The following is a 22,847-nucleotide window of genomic DNA, read 5'->3' as shown; positions in this document are numbered from 1 at the left end:
TCAAAGTCATGCCTAACACATTGAATGGATTTGTTCCCTCTCCAGTGCATGAAGAGAAGCTTCATGAACATATCATCACATCACCAAAACCTATCACATCCAATGATGATTGGTCTCACGTCACCAAAGAATTATTAGATAGCTTGCCGCAAGCTTGGACGCGAGGACTGTTGTATTTTTTAATAGTGTTTATCTCTATTGTTTTACCCTGGGCAATATTATCTCAAGTTGATGAAACTGGTACAGCTAGAGGTAGATTAGAGCCTGAAGGCAAAACAGTCAGACTAGATGCGGCTGTGGCAGGAACTGTAGAAAAAATTCTGGTAAAAGAAGGAGATGCGGTTAAAGCTGGACAGACTTTATTATTATTAGAGTCTGATTTAGTTAACACCGAATTACAACAAGCACAAACAAAATTAGATGGACAATTAAACCAATTGTCACAGCTAAATTTACTCAAAAATCAATTAGTTTTAGCCTTGACAGTTCAACGTCAACAAAATCAAGCCCAAGCATTAGAAAAACAATCACAAATTGCCCAAGAAAAACAAAATCTTAACACTATTATCAACTCATTTAACTTTCAAGAAGAAGAAAAACTAGCACAAGTTAATCAGGCACGAAAAGCTGTTGAACATAGCCGTATTAACCAGAATTTAGCAGAAATTAGTGTAGAGAGTGCAGTCAGAGAAGTAGAACGCTACAAACTCGCTTGGCAAGAAGGAATAGTTCCAGAAATTAACCTTGTAGACAAACAAGACATAGCGAAAGAAAGAAAAAAATTGCTAGAACAAGCCAAGTCAGACATTGAACAGTCCAAGTTAAGGCTAGCAGAACAACAAAATAGTTATGAAAGAACTATGCGTCAAGCCAAAGCTAACATTTCCCAGTCACAGTTAAGAATCCAAGAGCAAGAACGTAGCTTTCAGAGCTTAAATCATTCTGGGAAATTAGCCGTTCTCAGAAGTGAAGAACAACTCAATAATTTAGATAGAGAAATTACTGCACTCAAAGCAGAAATAGCTCAAAATAAAAGCCAAATAAAAGCCTTAAAATTTCAATTAAGTCAAAGAGAAGTAAAAGCATCGATAGATGGTATAGTCTTTCAATTACCAATTCAACGCCCTGGTTCTGTAGTACAACCAGGAGCAATGGTTGCAGAAATTTCTCCCAGCAATTCGCCTTTAGTAATTAGAGCGCAAATGGCAACTAATGAGAGTGGTTCTTTGCGAGCAGGATTACCTGTCAAACTCAAATTTGATGCTTATCCTTTTCAAGATTATGGAGTTATAGAAGGCAAATTATTAGAAATTTCTCCTACCACTGTTGAACTAGATACACCCAATGGCAAAGTAGCCGCATATCAATTAGATATTGCTCTAAATCAGCATTGTATGCCTACCGCTAATCAGTGCATTCCTCTACGCCCTGGAGATACAGCCACAGCAGAGGTAGTAGTAAGACAACGGCGAATTATAGATTTTCTCCTAGATCCATTTAAGAAATTAAAACAAGGAGGAGTGAAATTGTGACGGAGAATTTGAGCAAGATTTTAAGGGTATAACAGTTTAGTATTTGGTAAAAAATTATGTCACCAGCAATTAGCATCCCTCAACAAATTAACATCAACAAAGAAGACATCATTAACCAAATTAAACTTACTTGCAAAATTCCTATTGTTGTGGAAGAAATTACTGTCTGTAAGATTCTAGAAAATACAGCACAAACACTTGGTATTCAAGTAGATACAGACGAGTTACAACAGACAGCAGACAAAATCCGATTAACTCATAAATTACACAGTGCGGCGCATACATGGGATTGGTTAGAAAAACATAAACTTTCTCTAGATGATTTTGAAAAGATGGCTTATCTGTCTGTGCTTTCTGGGAAGTTAGCAGAGCATTTATTTGCAGATAAAGTTGAACCTTATTTTTTCGAGAATCGTAATGATTATATCAGTGCGATCGCCTATGAAGTCATCCTTGATGATGAAGATGTAGCCATAGAACTTTTTTATGCCATCCAAGAAGGGGAAACAAGTTTTTATGATGTCGCCCACAAGTATATTCAAGATGAAGAATTACGCCGTCATGGGGGATATCAAGGTGCTTTAAGACGTAAGGATTTAAAACCAGAAATTTCTGCGGCAATTTTCGCCTCTCAACCACCACAATTGCTAAAGCCCATCTTGACAGCTAAAGGCGCGCATCTAATTTTAGTAGAAGAAATTATTTCCCCAGAATTAGATGATAACTTACGCAACATAATTACATTGGAATTATTTTCCCATTGGCTACAAGCACAAGTTGCAGCAGTTACAGTTAATGTTGATTGCGAAGATAGTTAACTTTAATTCTCAGACAATTTTAGAGATGCTTGAGAAAGCAAATCTTAAACTCTAGTGGCGTGGCAACTTCTTTTCAAACCTAACCCCCAACCCCTTCCCTACATAGCTTGCTTCTCCGAAGGAGTGGGAAGGGGAGCAAGAATCAAAGTAGAGACGTTGCATGCAACGTCTCTACAGTTGCTTGGGTAAGTCCTGATTGAATTTGACTTTTATAAATTTCTAATAAATGAGACCATAAATAAATTTTTTAAGTCACAAAAAAATGAGCCAGAATCTTAATATCAATTTCTATTGTCAATGAAACAACTTAATCCACTATTCTTTGGGTATTAATTAGCCATTAAATTAGCACTAAAACCATATTTACTAGTCATGCTTTTGCTTTATAAATGACATAAATGTTTCATCTTAGTCAAAAAAAAGGAGTTTTAAATCTTGATTTCCAATAAAAAAAGAAATTAAATTAATTTCAGGAATTGAGGGAATTAAACTTAATTCTGACTCAGTTCTTTTAAATCGATTCTATTAAATACCGAAGCTAAGAATAACAATGGCAAGTATCGTTGTTTCTGATTTACGTCCTGCTGGTTCTGGACTATTTTTAGATTCCGAAACCTACATGAACGACATCGTTGATGATGAATTAAACGGTGTAAATGGTGGAATTTCTTTCCCTTCTAGCATTTATCCTATCGTAGTTGCAACTCGCGCATCTTCTGGATACTGCGTTAGAGGCGTGAGTGCCTTAACAGGTGTATCAGCTTACTTCAAATTCCGCTAATTAATAACTAGCTTTGGAGCAGCAAACTATGGCATCTATTACCGTTTCTAATTTAAATGTTGCTGGACTTGACTTGTTCAACGACCAAGAGAGCTATTTGACTGAAGTCACAGACGATGAATTGGGCTTAACACATGGTGGTATCAGCCCTACATTCATTGCCGTGGGTAAAGGCATTTTAGTTGCAACTCGCGCATCTTCTGGATACTGCGTTAGAGGTGTGAGTGCCGTCACAGGTGTATCAGCTTACTTCACTTCTCGCTAATTAATAACTAACTTAGGAGCAGCAAACTATGGCATCTATTACCGTTTCTAATTTAAATGTTGCTGGAGTTGACTTGTTCAACGACCAAGAAAGCTACCTGAATGAAGTCACAGACAATGAACTGGGCTTAACACATGGTGGTATCACTCCTGGTAGCCCTGTCATCATTGGCACAGGCATTAAATTGACCGTTCATGCTGGTCTTGGTTTTAGTGCTGGTGTTGGCTTTACCCTCGCAACTCGCCAATTAGGTTGGTGGCGTTAATTAATCACACTTCTAAGGGACTTCCAGATCAAAAAATATCCAATAGGATGCGTCAGTTTGAGAAAAACTAACTATACCCAGAAGTTATTTTCATACTGACGCACCCTACCAACTTGATTTTTGAACAGTCCAGTAGGGTGTGTTAGCAGCGAGAGTACAACACCTAGCACCAAGACCTTTGGTGCGTTACTACATATACTTAAATTTTTTTCAGAAATCAAATTGGATTCCTATATAGTCAACATTCTTAGCACTGCTGAGAATTTTGAACAGGGTTAAGAGTAGTAGCAGCAAAATTTAGTTAATACTCTTAACCCACTTTCTGCTAAACCTTTTTCTAGCATCAATTAGCTCAGTGAGATAGAAATAGTTATGCCATTTATTCTGAGTTCCAAAAATATTTTTGAATATCTTTTACAGTTGGGATTATGCAATGAAAACACTAGCAATAGTGCTGAAATTGAAGTCAAACCCGCTAAAAACTTTAATTTGTTAGTTAAGTGTGGCAGCGATCGCAGTCTATTGGTAAAGCAAGAGCGTCTGGGAGCAGACGGCAAAGCAGCAAACGAGTTTTTTAACGAGTGGCAATTTCATCAATTATTGCGCCATTTCCCAAAACTCAATTCCATGACATCATTTGTGTCGGAAGTAGTAAATTTTGATCAGGAAAATGCAATTATTATCTACAACTATTTATTAGATTACACAGACTTAGATACATTTTATCGTCAGGAACAATCGTTTCCCATAGAGATTGCTAGCACATTGGGAACAACTTTAGCAACACTACATCGCCATACATTTAACGTTCGAGAGTATCATGATTTTATCTCTCATACACCAGAGGAAATTTCTCCTCCTCAATTTTCTCATGCTGTGTCTGCTGAATTATTAAATCGTCTTGATCCTGAAATTTTTGGCTTAGTGCCTACTAACTGTTTGAAATTTTTTGTGCTTTATCAACGCTACGATAGCCTGAGTATAGCGGTGCAAGAATTAGTTTCTCATTCACAGCTTTGTTGTCTCACTCATAATGATTTGAAATTAAATAATATTTTGCTTCATCATGAGTGGGCGCGATCGCAAACTGCCGCAAGTCAACTAGCCACCGGTCATCTACGCTTGATTGACTGGGAACGCTCTACTTGGGGCGATCCAGCTTTTGATTTAGGCACGCTGATTGCTAGTTATTTACAAATTTGGCTGAATAGTTTAGTAATTGATCCGTCTATTAGTTTAGAAGCGTCTTTACGCATAGCAGGCACACCACTAGAGAAAATTCAGCCTTCTTTAATTGCATTGATTCGGGCATATTTGAATTATTTCCCCATCACATTAGAGCATTATCCAGACTTTCTCAAGCGTACAATTCAGTATGCTGGACTGGCACTAATTCAACAAATTGTTGGCACAATTCAACATCAAAAGTATTTTGGTAATTCCAGTATTTGCTTACTGCAAGTAGCGAAAAGTTTGCTCTGTAGACCAGAAACATCATTTTCTAGCATCTTTGGCATAACAGAGGCTGAACTGAAAAACTCTGCTTATGCAATAGTTTAAAAACCATTTATTACAACACTATTTAGCTGCAAGATTATGCAATTGCTCAATGCCACTGTTAATCAACCTCTAACTGCAATCTCAGAGTCATTACAAACTGCACTGCAAGACATTGTTAATTATTTACAAATTGAATCTAACTTTTGTATTAAGCATCCCAACTATAAACCATTTGAGTTTCCATCTGATCTAGTCCAACGTTTTCAGCAAGTATCCATAGAACTCAAAAGTAAATACCAAGCATTACAACTGCAAAGTTTTCTCTATGGCATTTACTACAATGGCTCTTTACGATCTACCTTGGCTCTAAATACACAGACAAATCATTTAGAACTTTACAAAAATCTGGAGAATGACTCCTTTTTAGGTGTTGATTTAGCTTTCTATGAGCAACTGCATAATAGTAATTGTGGTGTAGGATATTTTGATCCAGGTTGGCAAATTGTGAAACAAGAGCAAGATAGTAGTCTTGCAGTCTTTAAAGAAGGTTTAACCCTACACATTCAACGAGAGCAGCATCTTCAAGGAGCTGATCAATCTGCACAGGTGGGCGACTTGGTAGCAATTCGATTACCAAGAAATCTGGTGCAAAATGGTTTCTACATGGCGGTTGGTAATCAGGGAATAGACCAAAGCCAGGAGGATAACTACGCTGATACAGTCAGAATTTACTTTAATGTCAGCCCTGATGGTGCGGTGGCAATTATGCAGAGCCTGACACAGCAATTAAACCAAGCTGAAATACCTTTTTCATTCAAAGTTTTATATAATCCCTCAGACTATGAGCGTTATGACTCAGGAGTTCTTTACTTTCCAAAACAGCACTATTCTCTGATTCGTGGCTGTTTGCAAACCATCTATGCACAGCATCAATCTCATTTCCGGGCTGAGACACCCTTATTTACCAAAGTATTAGCTCCTGGATTGTCTCTAGCAGAAGAACCCAACCGCAAATTTGCTGCACAAGAAAGCTTTGGACAAAATCGCTGTCGAATTGTGGCTAATGGCTTGGTTGATGCGTTGCAACAAGGCCAGACAACTCCAGAAAGGCGCATGACAGCAATTTTAGAGCAATTTAAATTACATGGTATTACCTTGCAGCAGCCCTATTTAAACGCTGATTCCGAGGATGTTTATTTACCCCTAGACTTATGCGAATAACTGACCTGACTCCACAGCAGACGGAACAACTGAATGGGACTCATCCAACAGCCCTGGCTTCCTCTGCAACAGATTTGCCATTTTATCGCACCTTGGGACGAACTAACTTGACTGTAAGCTGTTTAGGCTTAGGTGGTGGCTCAGGTATTTCTAGTGATGATGCCCTTTATGCTTTTGATCAGGGAATCAATTACTTTTTTTACTCCAGTGATTTGCACCACTTTATCTATAGCTTTATGGGTGGAGCAATCCGCCAACTTTGCCGTCGAGGCTCGTCTGTGCGGGAAAAGGTGGTGCTGGCCACAGTGACTTACATCAAGAGTCCAGAAATGGCATTAGGAGCTTTATTCGACCAGTTTGAAGAATTAGGGATTGATTACATTGACATCTTTTTTTGGGGCTGGATTGGAACAGACGACGAACCAATGTTTAAGAAATGCTTGCAACTCTCCCCAGATTTAAGAGGAACTAACACCGTTTATCAACGAACCGTTGAACGAATTTATGGTGCTTCAGAGCGACTGAAGAAGATGGGAGCAGTTCGGTATATTGGGGCATCATTTCATGACCTGGATTTGGCACAGCAATATCTAGATAGCGACTTGTTAGATGTGGTGATGGTGCGTCATAGTTTGGCGCATCGTTCAGCCCAAAATCAGGTTTTGAATCGTTTAAATGCTACAGATAGCGATCGCCCTGGAATTGTCACATTTCGCTCAACTACAGCTCAATCAGGCCCTCTTTGGATTGCGCCTCACTTCCCGCAGACATATTGGCAACCGTCTCCTCCTGATCTTTATCGTTATTCTCTCTCCCAAAATTGTGTCGATGTTTGTTTGATGGGTTCACGCGATCGCCATGAAATTGATGCAGCAATCAAGGGGGTTCAACAGGGCAAATTAACTAACACTGAGCTTGAGTATCTCAACTACTATGGCGACATCCACCGGCAACGTCTCTCACTGCAAGACATACCACCCGACAAGCTCATCTACCAGCCTCATTCTGTAGTCTCAACGGTTAACTAATGAGTTTTTGATCGCATCACCTGACTCCAGCAGCAAGATTATGGAAAAAACATTAGCAAATTCCAGTTCACTCCACTCCAAATTTGTATTACCAGAGATTCCTGATGTAAGTGATACACAAATTTTGGCCTACCTGCGGCGATCGCGCCAGATTTCTCAGATCATTGCCCTCACCGAGCAGAATTTGTTAGTTGAAGCACTGTGTAACCAATATGGCATCACTGTATCTGATGAGGAATGGCAGGCAGCAGGCGATGCCTTTCGCATGGAACACAAATTACTAGGAACAACTGAGACAATGGAATGGCTCTCACGCCAGTGCATTACGGTTGAGGATTGGTCTGAAGGTATTCGCGCCGATTTACTGGCTAAAAAGCTGAAAGACTATCTCTTTAGTGAGGCAATTGATACTCACTACATGAATCACCGCCAAGAGTATAAACGGGTAGCACTGTCTCAAATTCTCGTTGCTAATTTAGCCGATGCCCTCAAGGTGAGCCGCCAACTGCGAGAAACTAATACATCATTTTGTGCCTTAGCCATTGAGTTTTCTAAGGGTAGGCAATCCAAAGAAAATGGCGGCTTTCTAGGCGTACATTTTCTATCTGAGTTAATGCCTGAAATTGCAGACGCGATCGCCAACGCCGGAGCCGGTGAGATTATTGGCCCTGTACAAACCAAGCTTGGCTATCACATTCTCAGAGTTGAGACATGGTTTGCACCCGAACTCGATTTAGTAAGCCGCGAGCAGATGTTAGATTCTCTATTTCAACGCTGGTTGCAAGAAGTTAAGAATCAATAGAACCAATTCGCAATTGCTACATTAACTCGCTGCCATCGCCCATAGTTAGTCATCATTGATAATATGAAAAGCTCAGGATGTTGATATTCAACCCTGACCTTTTCATTAAATTTATCATTGATTACAACTATTGCAAATCTAATGATTTATCGATTATTTTCCATCAGATAAAAATGTAAATTCGATGCCACCAATGTAGTAATTACTGCTAATTCTGAGAAAGAATTGAATTAATTTGAATTTGTATGAACTAAAAATATATAGCAAATCTCTGCGTACCTCTGCGCTTTACTCCGCGCCCCTCTGCGTTTCAAAATATTATCGGTTTGTCAATTCGTAAGTTATATATTCAATTTCTAGAATTGCCTAAAAAGATGAAACTCAAAAGAATCAAAAAACAACTGATTCGCAGTTGGTTAGGTACTATCTTCCTCCATGTGCTGCTATTGCCACCTTGGGCAATTTATCTAGTTGTCAAACCGATTCATCAATGGTCTGTTGTCGATATTCCCATCGCCCTGTTTGTAGTGATTTCAGGATATATCGTTTTATTTTGGACGCTGTATCTTTGGGGAGTAGGTTCACACACCATCAAGCGTATTTTGCTCAGATATGGCTCACCACTGCATCGAATTGGGCAACTTTGTACAATACTACTGCTGGTTTTTATTGTGACAAAGGCCATATCTGACCTTGTGTTCAATTCAGATGTTCTAGGTGAGCCATTTACACTGCCCTACTGGGGTTTTTTTGTGTTTGCTCAGGCACAAGGAATACAGCATTACTTATATAAAATGACATCAGCTAGTCCCAGAGGTAAGGATGGACTAGTGGAAATGCTTGAGCGTAAACAGCCTGTGAGTTGGTATAGCCCAGTTGGTGGTTCTATTGGGGTAGAGCTACGCCGCTTGAAGCAAGAGACGAGAACAGGATTCGGCAAGTTACAGCGAGAATATAACTAGCCGTCATGAACTGCGTTCTGGTGTACGCAGTTCATGACGGCTACTTAATCAGATTGTCACAATTGATGGTTGGTGCGTGACGCTATCAATCTTATAGAAAATAGCGGGAAGTTGAAAACCACCATTCTTATAGATGGTGGATGAAAACGATACGAGCAACTTTAGTTGCAGTGTGAATGGTACAATGACCAATAGTGGAAGGGTAATCAACCACTTGAAAAACCCATTTGCTGCTTAATATGCAGACGCTGAACCTTGACAATTGAAGATATGGGTTCTATTCCATAGTTCTAGTTCCTACCCAGGAATAGGTAAAATCTTCATGGGGGCTAGACGACCAGCATTTAACTCAAACAAATTTTGCATTGTTTGCAACTACGGTAGGGCATACCGGAAGTTAAAGCTTGGGGAGAGAACCACCTCTGGGTTAGATAACGCAAGGAATCTAGTCTAAGTGGACTCGTTGAACCAAGAATCTCCGTCGCTTTTAGCGCGGAGAGTGTCAAAACTAGATTCAAATACTTTCGTAGCGTCACACACCCTACATAAAAAATATGACAGTTGCGTCAGTTCTATTAAACTTCTGGCTTGTTGATGGCTGCTTCTTGCTCGATGCGTTCTAAAGCTTTCTTGGCTCTAAACAGAAGTTTTAAATGAGCTATCTGACTATTCCAAGCTGAACGAGGCAAAATAGGCTCAACTTGTGATGATGTTTCTAAATCCTGGGAGTTGATAGACATAAGATTTGCACAGGTGTAAGGATTGAGGGCAGTAAAACTAATGACTAATGAATGACTAAGACTTCCTGTTTTTCCTGCCAACTTTCTGACCACTGAATCTTATCAGCAGTAAAATGTAGAGGATCATTTTCTGGCCAAGGTGCATTAATAGGTTCTTCAATTAAACCAAATTCACCATTATCAAAAGGTTGTCCATCGGCTCGACGCTGAAGAAATACTCTTTCCCGAATACCATGTCTAGCTTGAGTTAAAGCACGATGGTGACAATAGGGATTATTACCCCGTTTATCAAAAAAGACGTGTGCAGTCCAACTGCAACCACCCCGACACAGTTCAGCAAATTCACAAGTTTTACAGAAACCCCATAAATGGGCTGTTCCTTTGGGTGTATCTGCATCTAAATTAAACCGCAGTTCTTCTGTTTCTTCAATGATGGTTCTGAGTGAGTAGTCACGAATATTACCACCAGTATAAGCAGATGTTGGTAGAGAAGGACAACCTTTAATTGCGCCATCAGCCTCGATTCCCAAAGCGGAAAGCCCTGCGCTGCATCCTTGCCAAAAAGACCAAGCATCTCCACCCCTTAACATTCGCTCATAGGGGCCAAAGTAACCAATGTTATTACCTGCCTGTAGCTGTACTCTACCTTCTGCCTTGGCGCGTTGGGCAACCTTGGCAATCATGGGATAGACATCTAAAAGTTCGTATGGTTGCAGGAGAATTTCACTATTATCGGCTGCATTACCCATCGGTACAGTCAATTGAATTTGCCATGCAAACGCACCAGCATCGCGGATACATTCATAGATTTGGGGAAATTCTGGTGCAGAGAGGCGATTGATTTGAGTGTTGCAACCGAAGGGAATACCCACTTCCCTCAAATGACTCATGGTTTTAAACGCCCATTGCCAAGAGCCTTGTCTACCTCGGATGCGATCGTGAGTGGCTTCTAAGCCATCAATAGAAACAGAAACTACTTGAATACCTGCTGCTTTCATGCGTTGGGCTGTTTCTAAGGTAATGCCATAACCCCCAGTTGTCATACCACAGAGCATTCCCGCCTGGTTAATGGCGTGAGCAATTTGTAACCAGTCAGGACGTAAAAAAGCTTCACCACCAATGAGAGTAACTTCCGTAATTCCCACCTCTGCCATTTGTCTAACTAAATCTAGAGCTTCTTCTGTAGATAGTTCTTTTGCCCTAGTGTGACCGGCGCGAGAACCACAGTGCTGACAAGCAAGATTGCATTTAAGTGTAATTTCCCAAACTGCATAGCTAATTCTGCGGTAAGTCATGGGAATAGCCTCTATTAGATTAATTGATGATTTGTATTGAGGTAAGAACGGATTTTTATCAGATAGGTAAATACGTAGGGTGTGTTAGCGACAGCGTAACGCACCTGCCAAAGCTGTCCGTGCGTTACGGCTTACGCCTAACACAACGGCAATATTGCAGGAGGAAAATCCACACTGCAATTTGCCTCCCCTACATATAAATTTTTCTCCAAATCAAACCGGATTGTTATATGTGAAAAAGAAGAAGGCTGACAAAATCAGCTTTCTTTTGGCAGTTCATACTAGTCGAGATTCACCACAACTCCGTATAGAGGTTGGGGTCTAGGCCAAATAGGTCTAATCGGCCAAATAGGTCTAGTTACCCCATATAAGGGCTGTACTAAATCATTTCCCAAAAAACCACCAAAAACTGCTTCTAACTCTTGTTTATTTAAATCTTTGAGTTCACTTTCACCAGCATCAGATTCTAGTAATTGGGAGGTGTATTCTTCAAACTCTTCTTGAGTGAAGTTATAGCCAGCATCGAGAACGATTTGGCTATATTCATCATCACTATTCACAGCTTGCAGGCTACTACGAAAAGTTTCATCAGAGACTAATCGTTGATAAAAATCTTTGACGTTTTCAAATGACATGATTATTTCCTCTGGATCAATTTTCTAATTGAGGGTGAAGATTGATTACTAAAGAAAGCGAAATCTGCTAATAACAACTCCATACAATAGGACTGGGAATGGAAATCTCAATATAGAAGTGATTCCACCAAATACAGCCTCTAATTCTTGTTCATCCAAGTCTCTTAGCTCTGAATCAACAGGATTTGTTTCTAATAAGTTAGCTGTATATTCTTCAAATTCATCAGGAGTGAAGATGTAACCAGCATTTTCCAGAATTTCTAGACCTGCTTCTTTGCTTTGTACTCCTTGAATTTGAGTACGGAAAGCTTCATCATTAGCTAGTCTTTCATAAAAAGCTCTGACATTTTCAAAGGACATATTTTTCTCCTGAGAAATTAAGTATTTACCTCAGTTAATGCTACTTCTTGCATTAGTTGAGATGGGTTGTAATTGTCAGTGATTACTTGTGGACAACGCATACAAGCTGCTTTACCTTCTTGTTGCCACCAACGGCAATCTCTGCGTATAGAACAGGGTGGAAGTTCTGATACTACAACAGGTAATTTTTCTGCAACTCTTGTGGCTAAACGGCAGTCTTGACCGTCAAAATGTTGGCATTTTTTAGCTGCACAAGGGGCGGCTGTCCGAAATATTTCTGTGGGGGTCACAGGGGATGCTTTCGCTAATAATTCATCTGTCACAGGTAGTTGCTGTTTCAGATAAGTGACTTTTGGTTCTGTGACTGTCCCACTAATTAAACCGAAGACTACACTTCCTGGTATTTCTGGTCTAGCACTAGGACAAAGTGTAGTTTTGTCAGCAGGAATTTCTCCCATTAATTTATGCTCCTGCAAAGGTGATGATTCCATCAAAATCCAGAATTATAGGAATTTTTCAGGGGGTACGAGCAGTCCTACGATAATGGGAGGGAAAATTGGTTTTGTGATGATGGGAGGACAGATAGGTTTATAACCTGCGATCGCTATAGGTTTGGCGATCGCTATAGACCCAATACCACCTGTGACATTCTCAGCGTCTTCAGTCGATAACTCTGGCAAGGCTTCAGAATTGCCACTTCTACGTGCTATTGCATCACTGACAGCAGCATCTATCAAATCATTAATTTCGATTTGATTGTTGCAGTTTCTGTTATTGGTTTCCATGTTTGATAATTACAACTGTAAATTTATTCATGAGAAAAGCTATTTCTCATTTCGTATATTTTAAGTTGAAGTAAAATGATTAAAATATTGTAGGTGTTTATTTCTCGTGCAAAAATAAATTATTTATGTCACTTAAATAAACTTAAATTTTTATTGTTTTAGAGATATTTCTCAACTAAATATTAAAGTTTTAGTGATGTTGCAAGGCTAAAACATTGCATTAAACTGGAAAAAAATAAACGCAGATAAACGCAGATAAACGCGGATAAAACCGATTTTTTAATGCAACATTTAAGGCTGGACACGCTACTACATCTACTTTATAAATATGCTCTCACTTTAATTTACCAATTAGCAAACATAATTTAGGAACAAAACTAAAATATTTATGTCCATATTTTTTGGGTTTTCTGATTAATAGATTTAATTTTTACCGCCAAAGCATCTAGCCGTAAATGAAAAAAGCCCTCTTGATACCCTTAGATCCTCTCTCAGCAAACAAAATGGTTATATCTGCTCTAGTCTCATTGGTGCTGGCTGGGAATTACCTACGGCTTGCTGAATCCAAAATTTTTCTTCTCCTTGGGGTATGGATGTTTGATCGGTGTTTGGTGCTTTAAATATGGTTTGATTAGTATATAATGAGGGATTGTGTCGAATTAGAGCCAATCCATGCCTAAACTCAAAACACGCAAAGCAGCAGCAAAACGATTCCGCGCCACTGGTAGCGGTAAGATTGTCCGTCGCAAAGCTTTCAAAAACCACTTGTTAGAACATAAAACCACCAACAAGAAGCGCAATCTGTCCAAAATGGCGGTTGTGAACGAACGCGACGAAGAAAACGTGCGTTTGATGCTTCCTTATTTGTAAATTCGTTGATTCTTTAGGAATAAAATATGACTCGTGTAAAGCGCGGTAACGTTGCTCGTAAACGCCGCAATAAAATTCTCAAACTAGCTAAAGGTTTCCGTGGTTCTCACTCAACTCTGTTTAGAACCGCTAACCAACAGGTAATGAAAGCACTCCGCAGTGCATACCGCGATCGCAAAAAGAAAAAGCGCGATTTCCGCAGTCTCTGGATTACCCGCATCAATGCGGCTGCTAGAGAACATGGCTTAAGCTACAGTCGCTTGATCGGCAACCTGAAAAAAGCTAACATTCAACTGAACCGCAAAATGTTGGCACAATTAGCAGTTCTCGATCCTGCTAGCTTTGGTAAAGTCGTGGAAATGGCTAGTCAAGTTAAAGTTTAAAGGTGAAATCGGATGAATAACGGATGTAACAGATGGCAAATAATTAGTCAGTTACATCTGGTATTATCCGCCACTATTATTTGCATTTTTTGCGTGTTTTTCGCCACCGGCTTGGCTGCATCTGCCGCCCCAATGTCAGAAATTCAACGGCGGGGTTATGTAATTGTGGCGGTAAAAGATAATTCACCGCCTCTGGGATTTAAAGATGCAACAGGGAAACTACAAGGGCTAGAAATTGATTTAGCACAGCGTTTAGCAGCTGATTTATTAGGGAAAGCTGACGCTGTGAAATTTCAACCCGTGATGAATCGTGATCGCTTATCAGCAGTTTACAATCATCAAGTAGATATGGCGATCGCTAGGGTGACAGCCACAGAATCACGCTCACGCCTAGTAAGTTTTAGTGTCCCCTATTACTTTGATGGTACAGTTTTAATCACCAAAGATGCGGCGATAGAGAAATTAAGCGATTTAAAACAACAAAAAATCGCCGTCTTAAATCACTCCAGCACCATCGCCGATATCCGTTACTATATTCCCAAAGCCAATTTAGTAGGAGTGGATTCCTACACAGAAGCGCAAAAGCAATTAGAAAATAATGGGGTGGTAGCCTTCGCCGCCGATGCTAGCGTGTTGAGTGGGTGGGTGCAACAAAACCCCCAATACCGGATATTACCAACAAAATTATCAACTGCACCCTTATCTGTAGTCATGCCCAAAGGATTGCAGTACGATGAGTTAAGAAGAAACGTCAATGAAGCGATCGCTAGTTACATCGCTAAAGGCTGGCTCAAAGAACGCATTAAATATTGGGGATTATTCAATAGTCAATAGTCATTAATTATTCTTACCCATGCCCCATGACGGCAGTTGCTCCACTTGGGGAGACCCCAAGACCGCACTGCCTCCCCCATGCGCCATGCCCCAATAAGACCGATAATAGATATAGAAGTAACTTTAATATTTTTATTTGAAGGCAATGGATAACAGTCTAGCGGTTGTTTATCTCTCTGTTTTGGTGGGTTTACTGGCATTCGCAGTTGTGAGTGTTCTCCGCCAGCTGTTCAAAACTCGCAAGCGCGAAAGTTCTTTATCGCGGTTGCGAAACAAGTTGAATAAAGACAAGGGTACAACTCAAGAATATTACGAACTGGCTTGTATTTACTCTGAGAAGAAAGTGTATAGCCAGGCTATAGCATTGTTTCAACAAGCACTCAAAGCGGCACAGGAAGAAGGAGAAGAAAGCACTGCTCCTATTTACAATGGTCTAGGTTACGCTTATTTTGCTCAAGAGCAATATGATTTAGCAATTCGTCAGTACAAAGAAGCTCTAAAATTGACACCTGATTATGTGGTAGCACTCAATAATCTAGGTCATGCTTATGAGCGCAAAAAGTTAAATGCTCAAGCTTTGCAAATGTACGAACAAGCACTAAAATTGCAACCAAATAATGCTACAGCTAAACGCCGTGCGGAATCTTTGCGTCGGTTGGTAGCTGCGTAATTATCAGTTGCAAGAAACTTGGGAGCGATCGCTTTTCAATTGGTAAAGGCGATCGCTCATAAATTTTCCGCAAGACTTATTTAGCAGCCACAATTTATCCGAGTACCAGGCTGTGCTTTCTGTCCTTCAGTCGCGTAACCATCACGTTTCCACCAATCAAGCCCACCAATCAGTTCGCGTACTTCAAAGCCCAATGTGAGTAACTTGAGTGCTGTTTTGGTTGAAGCGTTGCAGCCAATGCCGTCACAATAGCAAACATAAAGCCGGGATTTATCCAGCATCTCAGTCGAATTGAAACAGATTTCTTTGTGTGGAAGGTTCAGAGAGCCGGGAATATGTTCATCAGCAAACGCAGTCTCAGAACGACCATCAACAACAGTGATTGCCTGACCTTGATTTAGCGCAATGTAAAGATCCCATGAATCCATCTCATAGGCCAGTTTACGTTGATAGTGCGCCATTTGATCTACGCTCATGATTTTTCCTTTCTTCGAGCCAAATTTGATTGATAGTGCTTGATATATTTGATTATGCTACTGTGAGCTTTCCTGATTAACGTCAATTTTAGACATCATATCTCAAAACGTGACAGTTACTGTTTTCGGCTAGCTGTGAAGATGTTCAACAGTTGCAAGAAACTTGGGGGCGATCGCTTTTCAATTGGTAAAGGCGATCGTTCTTGATGAATATCAAGTAAGAAAAAAGTAAAAAGTCACTTTTTCTAAAGGGTTGTTGACACCCCTTGTTTTTTTATGTATCTTCAAAGTATATACATCAGACAAACGATTATTAAAAAAGTTTTGCTGCGGAAACACAAAATCGGGCGTATAAATCGCTAAGAGAGCGTTGGGAGAAAATTATGGCAGCAGTTGTAGCTAAATGGGGAAACAGTTTAGCTGTTAGGATTCCTAGATCGATAGCTGAACAAGCACACATAATTGAAGGAACAGATATTAATTTTAGTGTTGAAGGCAATAGCATAGTAATTACACCAAAGAGACGAAAAAAATATACGCTTGATGAGTTACTTGAAGGGATGACACCTGATAATTTTCATCCAGAATTTGAAACAGGTGACGCTGTGGGGAATGAAGCTTGGTAGTGAAGCCCCCTTACTTTCCCAATAGAGGAGACATTGTTAAATTAGAGTTTGGCTCTGCACAACAGTTCACGGCTAAATCAATTCAGCGTGTATTTACCCTTCGTAATTCTGGAATGTCATTTGATGATATTGCCATAACACTAAATAACGAGCTACAACAACAAGGGCGTGAGCAAACTGGCTATCGTCCTGTTCTTGTTATATCTCCAATTAAGTACAATCAAATGGCTTCTTTAGTTTTAGCTTGTCCTATAACTACTCAGCCAAAGGGGCTTAAGTTTGAAGTTCCCCTTATTGAAGGAATGAAAACAAAAGGGGTTGTGTTAGCAGATCAAATTAAAACACTAGATTGGAAAGCTAGAAAAGTAAAATTTGTTGAAAGTGTAACAGAAGATTTAATAGAAGAAGTACAAGCAAAACTCGAAACATTAATTTTATAGAAAAAACAATTGTGTTAATTACGAGTTGAATGCCTTACCCTCATTGCATTTTGCCTCGATGTCGTGTAATGAGGGTAAGACGACATTACACTCTTGAGGGACTGTCTACCGATCGCTTTTAACCATCTCAAACTACTCAAGCAGGAGAAGCTTTTCAAGCAAAACTTTTTGTCGAGGGTGGAAATTAGAACAGTCTAACTTAGTCTTCAGTCGGAAGTTCAAGTAAAAGTTTTTTCTATAAGGGTTTCTAGAGCCAATACTGCGTACCTCGATTGCGCTGTCGAAGGCGATCGCACTTCCTAGCTACGACCGCATAATAGAGATATATCACATTAGCTTTCAGAACCATTGATTGAGAAGGTATATAAAACTATTGGTAATTCCAGTTCAATTCTGTTTTGTAGCTAATTTCTGGTAATAAATAACAATCAAGTTGTTTCCAGATGCTCAAGCATGATTAAGCGGGTCAGATTATTTTTTGGTTTAGTTATTACCATTATTCTTTGTTTTGCTCTCTCATTGAAGTTCATAGGGACAGTTACAGCACAACAGCCAGCAATTACCCATCCCCTCACAGCGTTGACAGCAGCAGAAATTAAAACAGCCGTAGCTGTGATTAGAAAAGAAAAGCCCTTAACTGATATGGCGGCTTTTCCCCTCATTACCCTAGCTGAACCAGATAAAAGCGAGGTGCTGAAATTTACACCAGGCCAAACATTTACACGCCAAGCTTTTTTGGTAGTCTATGAGAGAGTGCAAAATAAAACCTATGAGGCTACAGTTAACCTCAAAACTCAAAAAATCGCTTCTTGGCAAGAGATTCCCAATGTACAACCACCAATGATGATATCAGATTACGCGATCGCTACCCAAATCGTGAAATCTGACCCCCGATGGCAAGCAGCAATGAAAAAACGGGGAATTAAAGATTTGAACCAAGTGCAGATTAGTTGCTGGGCGGCGGGAATTTTAAACAAAGAAGAAGCGGCAGCAGGTAACAGGATTTGCCGGAATTTATTATTTTACAAGGGTAATGGCTGGAATTATTACGGCAGTCCCATTGAGGGTGTAATAGTAACTGTCAATTTAAATACCAACACTGTCAGTAATATTATAGACCAAGGTATAGTTCCCATATCCAAAACTAATTGGAACTATGATTTAGAGTCTTTAGGCAAACTTCTCTCACCGCCAAAACTTTTAAAAATCCTCCAACCCCAGGGTAAGACTTTTCAAATCAAGGGAAATGAAATCACTTGGCAAGGTTGGAAATTTCGTTACATGATGCACCCCCGTAGTGGACTGGTGCTATATCAAGTCACCTACAAAGACGGCGAAAATGAGCGTCCTGTGCTGTACCGTGCAGGTTTATCGGAAATGGTAGTTCCTTACGGTGATCCTAACCCCACTTGGTCATTTAGAAACGCTTTTGATGTCGGGGAATATAACCTGGGGTTACTTGCCAACACAATGGAGATAGGGAAGGAAGTACCGGAAAATGGGGTGTTACTGGATGCGGTGTTTGCCAATGAAGAAGGCGAACCCTATACAATGCCGGGAGTCGTAGGTATTTACGAGCGCGATCGCGGTATCCTGTGGAAGCACTATGAGTATAATACCCAGCGTAATGATGTGCGCCGTAATCGAGAGTTAGTCATGACGATGACGGCGGCTATTGATAACTATGACTACGCCATTAACTGGATTTTCCACCAAGATGGAACTATTGAAGTAGAAAACGATTTATCAGGCATAGTTTTAGTACAAGGAACGGCTGCTGAACAAGAAAAGTTTGATAATTCCTATGGCCGAATGTTGGCGAAAAATACCTTTGGGGTAAATCATCAGCACTTTTTCAATTACCGCTTAGATATGGATGTTGATGGCCAAGCTAATTCTGTGGTGGAAATGAACGTCAACAGTTTACCGATGGGTAAGAATAATCCTCTAGGCAATGCCATTGTTGTAGAAGATACCCCACTAACCACAGAAAAAGCTGCCGTTCGTGATGCAGATATTAAACATAGTCGAGAATGGATGATTACTAGTGCAGAGAAAAAGAATACATTAGGGGCTGCACCTGCATATATGCTGATGCCAGGAAGTAACACCATATTTTTCCCGGTAGAAGGGGCAAAAATTCGCCAAAAAGCAGGTTTTGCAACTCATCATTTTTGGGTGACAAAATATCAACCCGATGAATTATATGCTGGTGGGGATTATCCCAATCAAACTGCACCAGGGGAAGGTTTACCAAAATATATTGCTGATAATGAGTCTTTGACAGGTGAAGATATTGTAGTTTGGTACACAATGGGGATTACTCATGTTCCGAAGCCAGAAGATTGGCCGGTGATGCCTGTTCACAAATTGAGCTTTAAACTGTCTCCTAGGGGCTTTTTTAGTAAAAATCCGGCGATTAATTTGCCAGAATAGCTAATGAATAGGGATGCGATCGCACTCTAGCATCCCTGTTCAAAATATCAAATACCTAAATTTAATTCCCAGCTATTGAGCTTACCAACATCTTGGGGTGCATAATCAATTAACCATAAATACCAATTACCCTTAGCAGACTGTGAAAGTAGCTGTTTAAGTAAAGGATGCGATCGCAATGTATAAGTTGTTTTTAACTCAGTCCGACATCCTAAAGTCCGATTTTGCAATAACACCTGTTGATTATTAGGAGCAATTAAGTAAATTTCTAAATCACCTAAGAAATCGTGGCTGATATTGACTGTCACTTCAATATCTTTAACTGTACTCGCTTCAGAAACTGCGATCGCACTTTTGACACCTTGTTGATTACCATCAAGAATTTCTACAGGGCTAGAATTACTCACCTTCACTTGTTTACTAGCCGTTAATGTCTGATCAGACCGCATTTGTAAAGCAGCTTGCACCGCCTTAGCTGCGTTCACTTTACCATAACCAAACCACTGGGAATGACCATTTTGATCGTAAGTACCACCATACAAACCCAATTGTGCGTCAGGATCTGCATCTACAATTTTATCTGCCGTTGTTTCTAAAATCCGTTTAACTTGTTGTGCTGTCAAATCAGGATTTGCAGATAATACTAAAGCCGCTACCCCTGCAACCACAGGTGTAGCACTAGAAGTTCCCCCAAAGTTACTAGTAAAGTTACCCAAATCATAGCCGGCTATACCTATTTGGTCAGTTGTCAACATTCCCCTTCCGGTTAGGGTACTAGCAATTGCCGGTTGTGTGTACAAAAAACCCTTTCCCGGAAACGACATACCTGGGGGAGCATTGTTACTAGGGGCGCACACCGAAATATTCACTCCCCAATTACTATAAGCCGCTTTTTTCCCCGTGCTAGTTGATGCCGAAACCGTAATCACATCAGGATGGACAGCAAACCCACCCAGCCATTCTGTTAAACCTTGTAAAACATTATTAGGCCAATTCTGTTCATAGACAGTACCACTCACCGGACGGTTAGCATTCCCCGCCGCAAATAACACTACACAACCTTTACCATTGCGTCCTTTGGTTGCAGCCCTGGTAATAGCTGCCTGTTGGCGCAAAGATAAGGGAAAGTAAACAGCTGAAGCCCCCCAACTACAAGAAATTACACTAGCACCTTTCTCAATTGCCCAATTAAATATCAGTTCAATAGATTCATCATCTAAAAACCCAGTGGTACGGATGGGCATGAAAGCACAACCAGGGGCAACTCCGACAATTCCTGCACCATTTTCTTCAGCTACAGCTAACCCAGCGCAGGCTGTACCATGACTGCTACCTTTACCATCTGGTAACGGCAAAAAATCATCTTCCCTTAAATCCCTGGGTGCAACCACCTTACCACTACCTTGAAAATCTGGGTGATTCAAATCAAAGGAATCATCCACCACAGCCACCACCACAGAGCGCACCCCACGGGTGACATCCCAAGCTTGTTCTACAGCAATATGAGAACCCAGAGATAATTCACTACCCCCATTATGGTTGAGATACCATTGCTGGCTGTAGAGGGTGTCACGGGGCTGATAATGGGCTTCAGTTTCGATTAACACATTTGGTTCAGCCGCCAACACTTCCGGTAGTGTTTGTAATTGATTGGCAATTTTGACGGGATTTTCTGTAGCTTGTTTGCTCACCAAAAATACAAAGGCGTTGGGTAATCCTAGTATTGGTTTATCTGGGAGTAGCTGAAATTGGGACGCGATGAGATTAATTTTCACCGTATCTACCCCATCGGCAAACTGAATGGTCATTTGATCACTCAGATAAACGAAAGTCCCAGGATTATTTTCAACTGTGTACGCATGACTAGCAAATGCTACATTTTCATCATTGCGTGCTTGCGCGATCGCCTGCTCTATTTGTTCTGGTGTAGTTTGAAAAAGTTGTAATTTAGCTTGGATAATACTACGCTGCCAAATTGCCCAACTAACCTGAGATAATTGTTGCACAGGAAATTCGGTGATAAAACGGACGGTGAAGCGGTCTAAAGCTTTCGCTAAGATTAATTCTTCACCTCCCCGTTGGAGTACTAATCCCTTATTGCTGGCTGGTACACCTGTGGTTGTGGAATCAGAGGATGGATTACGATTGTTCATATAGGCAATTGTGGTTAATGCTGGGGCAATGGGAACTCTCTCAAACCGATTTTCAGTCTAAATCAAAGAAACTCAGTACCTAGCTTCGCTTTGTTAAAAACGAAAACAGAGTTAAGATACCCGAAGTTTCCCTAGCTTGTTCGATTTCTTAATAGTTGTTGCACAAATTGACCCCATGAAAGTTGCTGCCCCTGCTTCCTTAATTCCTTTGACTACCCTAGCGGTGTTAGCAACCCTAGGTCTGCTTGCACCAGTTCATGCTCAAAATCAAGTCAAACCTATTGATCCTAATAGTCCGAATACTCTACGTCCTACCGCTCAAAATAATAGCCTATTGAGCATTGAAGGTGGCGATCGCTTGATGAAAGAGGCAGAGCAAGCTGTAGCTGCCCAAAACTACACCCTAGCCGCCAAAAAACTCCAAGATGCCCGTCAAGTCTATAACCAACTATCCAATTTTTATCAAGAATTAAACTCCAGTTTTTCAGGAATAGACATCCGCGTCTCTGACTCCCAACGTCAAAAAGCCCTACTCACAGCCCAAAAACGTGATGAAGCTACCTATCAACTAGCACTAGTACATCGCGCCCAAAATCAACCAGAACTTGCCGTACCTTTACTCATTCAAATTATTAGAAGTCAAAATCCCACACGAGATTTAGGCAAAAAAGCCTATCAGCAGTTGTTTGAATTAGGCTTTGTTGATACCCCTTACCCCCGACAAGGCAATAGCTCCTCATCCCAAAAGTAGAAAGCAGGGGAGCAGGGGAGACAAGGGAGACAAGGGAGACAAGGGAGACAAGGGAGACAAGGGAGACAAGGGAAAATTGATTGCCAATGCCCAATGCCCAATGCCTAATGCCCAATTCCCCAATCACCCATAGACTCCCACCAATACCAGGGGAGTAAAAAAACAATGCTTAAATTACTCTGTCATCACCGCAAGTTGGCAGAGTAAATCCCTCTATAT

General features: G+C 40.5%; 28 protein-coding genes. 19 read left to right on the top strand and 9 right to left on the bottom strand.

Going from position 1 to position 22,847, the window contains the following annotated elements; all coding sequences use genetic code 11:
- Positions 1-8 precede the first annotated feature (8 nt).
- The 10 genes from ACPZ3T_RS26575 to ACPZ3T_RS26530 all read left to right on the top strand — a co-directional run bounded on the left by ACPZ3T_RS26575 (position 9) and on the right by ACPZ3T_RS26530 (position 9,174).
- Positions 9-1,532, top strand: coding sequence for a beta-barrel domain-containing protein (locus ACPZ3T_RS26575; protein WP_490272419.1), 1,524 nt, complete (start codon positions 9-11; stop codon positions 1,530-1,532).
- Between the two features lie 74 nt (positions 1,533-1,606).
- Positions 1,607-2,350 carry a peptidylprolyl isomerase gene (locus tag ACPZ3T_RS26570; RefSeq protein WP_490277381.1) on the top strand — a complete coding sequence of 248 codons (744 nt, stop codon included), beginning with the start codon at positions 1,607-1,609 and terminating at the stop codon, positions 2,348-2,350.
- A gap of 550 nt (positions 2,351-2,900) precedes the next feature.
- Positions 2,901-3,131 (top strand): hypothetical protein, encoded by a 231-nt coding sequence (locus tag ACPZ3T_RS26565; RefSeq protein WP_490272418.1) that lies wholly within the window; start codon positions 2,901-2,903, stop codon positions 3,129-3,131.
- A 28-nt stretch (positions 3,132-3,159) separates the two neighbouring features.
- Positions 3,160-3,396: a hypothetical protein gene (locus ACPZ3T_RS26560; protein WP_490272416.1), complete on the top strand. Its 237-nt coding sequence runs from the start codon at positions 3,160-3,162 to the stop codon at positions 3,394-3,396.
- A 28-nt stretch (positions 3,397-3,424) separates the two neighbouring features.
- The gene (locus ACPZ3T_RS26555; protein WP_490272415.1) at positions 3,425-3,661 is read left to right on the top strand and encodes a hypothetical protein; all 237 of its coding nucleotides are present in this window, start codon (positions 3,425-3,427) and stop codon (positions 3,659-3,661) included.
- A gap of 372 nt (positions 3,662-4,033) precedes the next feature.
- Positions 4,034-5,221: a phosphotransferase gene (locus ACPZ3T_RS26550; RefSeq protein ID WP_490272414.1), complete on the top strand. Its 1,188-nt coding sequence runs from the start codon at positions 4,034-4,036 to the stop codon at positions 5,219-5,221.
- A 36-nt stretch (positions 5,222-5,257) separates the two neighbouring features.
- Positions 5,258-6,382 carry a T3SS effector HopA1 family protein gene (locus tag ACPZ3T_RS26545; protein WP_490272412.1) on the top strand — a complete coding sequence of 375 codons (1,125 nt, stop codon included), beginning with the start codon at positions 5,258-5,260 and terminating at the stop codon, positions 6,380-6,382.
- Entirely contained in the window at positions 6,373-7,410 is a 1,038-nt protein-coding gene (locus ACPZ3T_RS26540) for an aldo/keto reductase (protein ID WP_490272411.1), read from the top strand. Before ACPZ3T_RS26545 ends, ACPZ3T_RS26540 begins: the two co-directional genes overlap by 10 nt.
- Positions 7,411-7,450: 40 nt before the next feature.
- Complete coding sequence (locus ACPZ3T_RS26535; RefSeq protein WP_490272410.1) at positions 7,451-8,212, top strand: peptidylprolyl isomerase; 762 nt, start codon at positions 7,451-7,453, stop codon at positions 8,210-8,212.
- 374 nt (positions 8,213-8,586) lie between these two features.
- Entirely contained in the window at positions 8,587-9,174 is a 588-nt protein-coding gene (locus ACPZ3T_RS26530; RefSeq protein WP_490272409.1) for a hypothetical protein, read from the top strand.
- 575 nt (positions 9,175-9,749) lie between these two features.
- On the opposite strand, the gene ACPZ3T_RS26525 is transcribed toward ACPZ3T_RS26530, so the two are convergent.
- From ACPZ3T_RS26525 to ACPZ3T_RS26495, 7 genes are all read right to left on the bottom strand, one after another.
- Positions 9,750-9,914 (bottom strand): hypothetical protein, encoded by a 165-nt coding sequence (locus ACPZ3T_RS26525; RefSeq protein WP_490272408.1) that lies wholly within the window; start codon positions 9,912-9,914, stop codon positions 9,750-9,752.
- Positions 9,915-9,958: 44 nt separating this feature from the next.
- On the bottom strand, positions 9,959-11,209 hold the full coding sequence (locus ACPZ3T_RS26520) for a nif11-class peptide radical SAM maturase 3 (protein WP_490272406.1): 1,251 nt from the start codon (positions 11,207-11,209) through the stop codon (positions 9,959-9,961).
- A gap of 281 nt (positions 11,210-11,490) precedes the next feature.
- The gene (locus ACPZ3T_RS26515; RefSeq protein ID WP_490272405.1) at positions 11,491-11,844 is read right to left on the bottom strand and encodes a Nif11-like leader peptide family RiPP precursor; all 354 of its coding nucleotides are present in this window, start codon (positions 11,842-11,844) and stop codon (positions 11,491-11,493) included.
- Positions 11,845-11,892: 48 nt separating this feature from the next.
- Entirely contained in the window at positions 11,893-12,204 is a 312-nt protein-coding gene (locus ACPZ3T_RS26510; RefSeq protein ID WP_490272404.1) for a Nif11-like leader peptide family natural product precursor, read from the bottom strand.
- Positions 12,205-12,221: 17 nt separating this feature from the next.
- Positions 12,222-12,662 carry a nitrogen fixation protein gene (locus ACPZ3T_RS26505; protein WP_490277380.1) on the bottom strand — a complete coding sequence of 147 codons (441 nt, stop codon included), beginning with the start codon at positions 12,660-12,662 and terminating at the stop codon, positions 12,222-12,224.
- A gap of 45 nt (positions 12,663-12,707) precedes the next feature.
- Entirely contained in the window at positions 12,708-12,989 is a 282-nt protein-coding gene (locus ACPZ3T_RS26500) for a hypothetical protein (protein WP_490272403.1), read from the bottom strand.
- Between the two features lie 507 nt (positions 12,990-13,496).
- Positions 13,497-13,658, bottom strand: a complete 162-nt coding sequence (locus ACPZ3T_RS26495; RefSeq protein WP_490272402.1) for a hypothetical protein — start codon at positions 13,656-13,658, stop codon at positions 13,497-13,499.
- Between the two features lie 3 nt (positions 13,659-13,661).
- On the opposite strand from ACPZ3T_RS26495, the gene rpmI reads away from it, so the two are divergent.
- From rpmI to ACPZ3T_RS26475, 4 genes are all read left to right on the top strand, one after another.
- A complete protein-coding gene (rpmI, locus tag ACPZ3T_RS26490) occupies positions 13,662-13,859 on the top strand; it encodes a 50S ribosomal protein L35 (RefSeq protein ID WP_015140715.1) in 198 nt (65 codons plus the stop codon).
- A 26-nt stretch (positions 13,860-13,885) separates the two neighbouring features.
- Entirely contained in the window at positions 13,886-14,242 is a 357-nt protein-coding gene (gene rplT / locus ACPZ3T_RS26485; protein WP_490272401.1) for a 50S ribosomal protein L20, read from the top strand.
- A 12-nt stretch (positions 14,243-14,254) separates the two neighbouring features.
- Positions 14,255-15,076 carry a transporter substrate-binding domain-containing protein gene (locus ACPZ3T_RS26480; protein WP_490272400.1) on the top strand — a complete coding sequence of 274 codons (822 nt, stop codon included), beginning with the start codon at positions 14,255-14,257 and terminating at the stop codon, positions 15,074-15,076.
- Between the two features lie 145 nt (positions 15,077-15,221).
- Positions 15,222-15,746 carry a tetratricopeptide repeat protein gene (locus ACPZ3T_RS26475; RefSeq protein WP_490272399.1) on the top strand — a complete coding sequence of 175 codons (525 nt, stop codon included), beginning with the start codon at positions 15,222-15,224 and terminating at the stop codon, positions 15,744-15,746.
- 80 nt (positions 15,747-15,826) lie between these two features.
- Here the strand turns inward: ACPZ3T_RS26475 and ACPZ3T_RS26470 are convergent, their stop codons facing one another.
- Positions 15,827-16,222 (bottom strand): rhodanese-like domain-containing protein, encoded by a 396-nt coding sequence (locus tag ACPZ3T_RS26470; protein WP_490272398.1) that lies wholly within the window; start codon positions 16,220-16,222, stop codon positions 15,827-15,829.
- 383 nt (positions 16,223-16,605) lie between these two features.
- On the opposite strand from ACPZ3T_RS26470, the gene ACPZ3T_RS26465 reads away from it, so the two are divergent.
- From ACPZ3T_RS26465 to ACPZ3T_RS26455, 3 genes are all read left to right on the top strand, one after another.
- Positions 16,606-16,848 carry an AbrB/MazE/SpoVT family DNA-binding domain-containing protein gene (locus tag ACPZ3T_RS26465; RefSeq protein ID WP_490272397.1) on the top strand — a complete coding sequence of 81 codons (243 nt, stop codon included), beginning with the start codon at positions 16,606-16,608 and terminating at the stop codon, positions 16,846-16,848.
- Positions 16,848-17,288, top strand: a complete 441-nt coding sequence (locus tag ACPZ3T_RS26460; protein WP_490277379.1) for a type II toxin-antitoxin system PemK/MazF family toxin — start codon at positions 16,848-16,850, stop codon at positions 17,286-17,288. Before ACPZ3T_RS26465 ends, ACPZ3T_RS26460 begins: the two co-directional genes overlap by 1 nt.
- A gap of 453 nt (positions 17,289-17,741) precedes the next feature.
- On the top strand, positions 17,742-19,724 hold the full coding sequence (locus tag ACPZ3T_RS26455; protein ID WP_490272396.1) for a primary-amine oxidase: 1,983 nt from the start codon (positions 17,742-17,744) through the stop codon (positions 19,722-19,724).
- Positions 19,725-19,771: 47 nt separating this feature from the next.
- Here the strand turns inward: ACPZ3T_RS26455 and ACPZ3T_RS26450 are convergent, their stop codons facing one another.
- Positions 19,772-21,877, bottom strand: coding sequence for a S8 family serine peptidase (locus ACPZ3T_RS26450; protein ID WP_490272395.1), 2,106 nt, complete (start codon positions 21,875-21,877; stop codon positions 19,772-19,774).
- 175 nt (positions 21,878-22,052) lie between these two features.
- Here ACPZ3T_RS26450 and ACPZ3T_RS26445 point away from each other — a divergent pair, with 175 nt between their 5' ends.
- Both ACPZ3T_RS26445 and ACPZ3T_RS26440 read left to right on the top strand, forming a co-directional pair.
- A complete protein-coding gene (locus ACPZ3T_RS26445; protein ID WP_490277378.1) occupies positions 22,053-22,628 on the top strand; it encodes a hypothetical protein in 576 nt (191 codons plus the stop codon).
- Entirely contained in the window at positions 22,576-22,761 is a 186-nt protein-coding gene (locus ACPZ3T_RS26440; protein WP_490272394.1) for a hypothetical protein, read from the top strand. Before ACPZ3T_RS26445 ends, ACPZ3T_RS26440 begins: the two co-directional genes overlap by 53 nt.
- Positions 22,762-22,847 lie beyond the last annotated feature (86 nt).

The organism is Aliinostoc maniaoense (assembly GCF_058172895.1).
Note: the sequence above shows the minus strand (reverse complement) of the source record. Positions and strands in the feature narration are given on the sequence as shown.

What these genes read in the sequence shown, in the direction of transcription:
- ACPZ3T_RS26555 (WP_490272415.1), top strand. Translation starts at nt 3,425, where the DNA reads ATGGCATCTATTACCGTTTCTAATTTAAATGTTGCTGGAGTTGACTTG.
- ACPZ3T_RS26445 (WP_490277378.1), top strand. Translation starts at nt 22,053, where the DNA reads ATGAAAGTTGCTGCCCCTGCTTCCTTAATTCCTTTGACTACCCTAGCG.
- ACPZ3T_RS26550 (WP_490272414.1), top strand. Translation starts at nt 4,034, where the DNA reads ATGCCATTTATTCTGAGTTCCAAAAATATTTTTGAATATCTTTTACAG.
- rplT (WP_490272401.1), top strand. Translation starts at nt 13,886, where the DNA reads ATGACTCGTGTAAAGCGCGGTAACGTTGCTCGTAAACGCCGCAATAAA.
- ACPZ3T_RS26535 (WP_490272410.1), top strand. Translation starts at nt 7,451, where the DNA reads ATGGAAAAAACATTAGCAAATTCCAGTTCACTCCACTCCAAATTTGTA.
- ACPZ3T_RS26465 (WP_490272397.1), top strand. Translation starts at nt 16,606, where the DNA reads ATGGCAGCAGTTGTAGCTAAATGGGGAAACAGTTTAGCTGTTAGGATT.
- ACPZ3T_RS26575 (WP_490272419.1), top strand. Translation starts at nt 9, where the DNA reads ATGCCTAACACATTGAATGGATTTGTTCCCTCTCCAGTGCATGAAGAG.
- ACPZ3T_RS26525 (WP_490272408.1), bottom strand. Translation starts at nt 9,914, where the DNA reads ATGTCTATCAACTCCCAGGATTTAGAAACATCATCACAAGTTGAGCCT.
- ACPZ3T_RS26530 (WP_490272409.1), top strand. Translation starts at nt 8,587, where the DNA reads ATGAAACTCAAAAGAATCAAAAAACAACTGATTCGCAGTTGGTTAGGT.
- rpmI (WP_015140715.1), top strand. Translation starts at nt 13,662, where the DNA reads ATGCCTAAACTCAAAACACGCAAAGCAGCAGCAAAACGATTCCGCGCC.
- ACPZ3T_RS26510 (WP_490272404.1), bottom strand. Translation starts at nt 12,204, where the DNA reads ATGTCCTTTGAAAATGTCAGAGCTTTTTATGAAAGACTAGCTAATGAT.
- ACPZ3T_RS26565 (WP_490272418.1), top strand. Translation starts at nt 2,901, where the DNA reads ATGGCAAGTATCGTTGTTTCTGATTTACGTCCTGCTGGTTCTGGACTA.
- ACPZ3T_RS26545 (WP_490272412.1), top strand. Translation starts at nt 5,258, where the DNA reads ATGCAATTGCTCAATGCCACTGTTAATCAACCTCTAACTGCAATCTCA.
- ACPZ3T_RS26480 (WP_490272400.1), top strand. Translation starts at nt 14,255, where the DNA reads ATGAATAACGGATGTAACAGATGGCAAATAATTAGTCAGTTACATCTG.
- ACPZ3T_RS26505 (WP_490277380.1), bottom strand. Translation starts at nt 12,662, where the DNA reads ATGGGAGAAATTCCTGCTGACAAAACTACACTTTGTCCTAGTGCTAGA.
- ACPZ3T_RS26500 (WP_490272403.1), bottom strand. Translation starts at nt 12,989, where the DNA reads ATGGAAACCAATAACAGAAACTGCAACAATCAAATCGAAATTAATGAT.
- ACPZ3T_RS26515 (WP_490272405.1), bottom strand. Translation starts at nt 11,844, where the DNA reads ATGTCATTTGAAAACGTCAAAGATTTTTATCAACGATTAGTCTCTGAT.
- ACPZ3T_RS26540 (WP_490272411.1), top strand. Translation starts at nt 6,373, where the DNA reads ATGCGAATAACTGACCTGACTCCACAGCAGACGGAACAACTGAATGGG.
- ACPZ3T_RS26450 (WP_490272395.1), bottom strand. Translation starts at nt 21,877, where the DNA reads ATGAACAATCGTAATCCATCCTCTGATTCCACAACCACAGGTGTACCA.
- ACPZ3T_RS26475 (WP_490272399.1), top strand. Translation starts at nt 15,222, where the DNA reads ATGGATAACAGTCTAGCGGTTGTTTATCTCTCTGTTTTGGTGGGTTTA.
- ACPZ3T_RS26560 (WP_490272416.1), top strand. Translation starts at nt 3,160, where the DNA reads ATGGCATCTATTACCGTTTCTAATTTAAATGTTGCTGGACTTGACTTG.
- ACPZ3T_RS26470 (WP_490272398.1), bottom strand. Translation starts at nt 16,222, where the DNA reads ATGAGCGTAGATCAAATGGCGCACTATCAACGTAAACTGGCCTATGAG.
- ACPZ3T_RS26520 (WP_490272406.1), bottom strand. Translation starts at nt 11,209, where the DNA reads ATGACTTACCGCAGAATTAGCTATGCAGTTTGGGAAATTACACTTAAA.
- ACPZ3T_RS26455 (WP_490272396.1), top strand. Translation starts at nt 17,742, where the DNA reads ATGATTAAGCGGGTCAGATTATTTTTTGGTTTAGTTATTACCATTATT.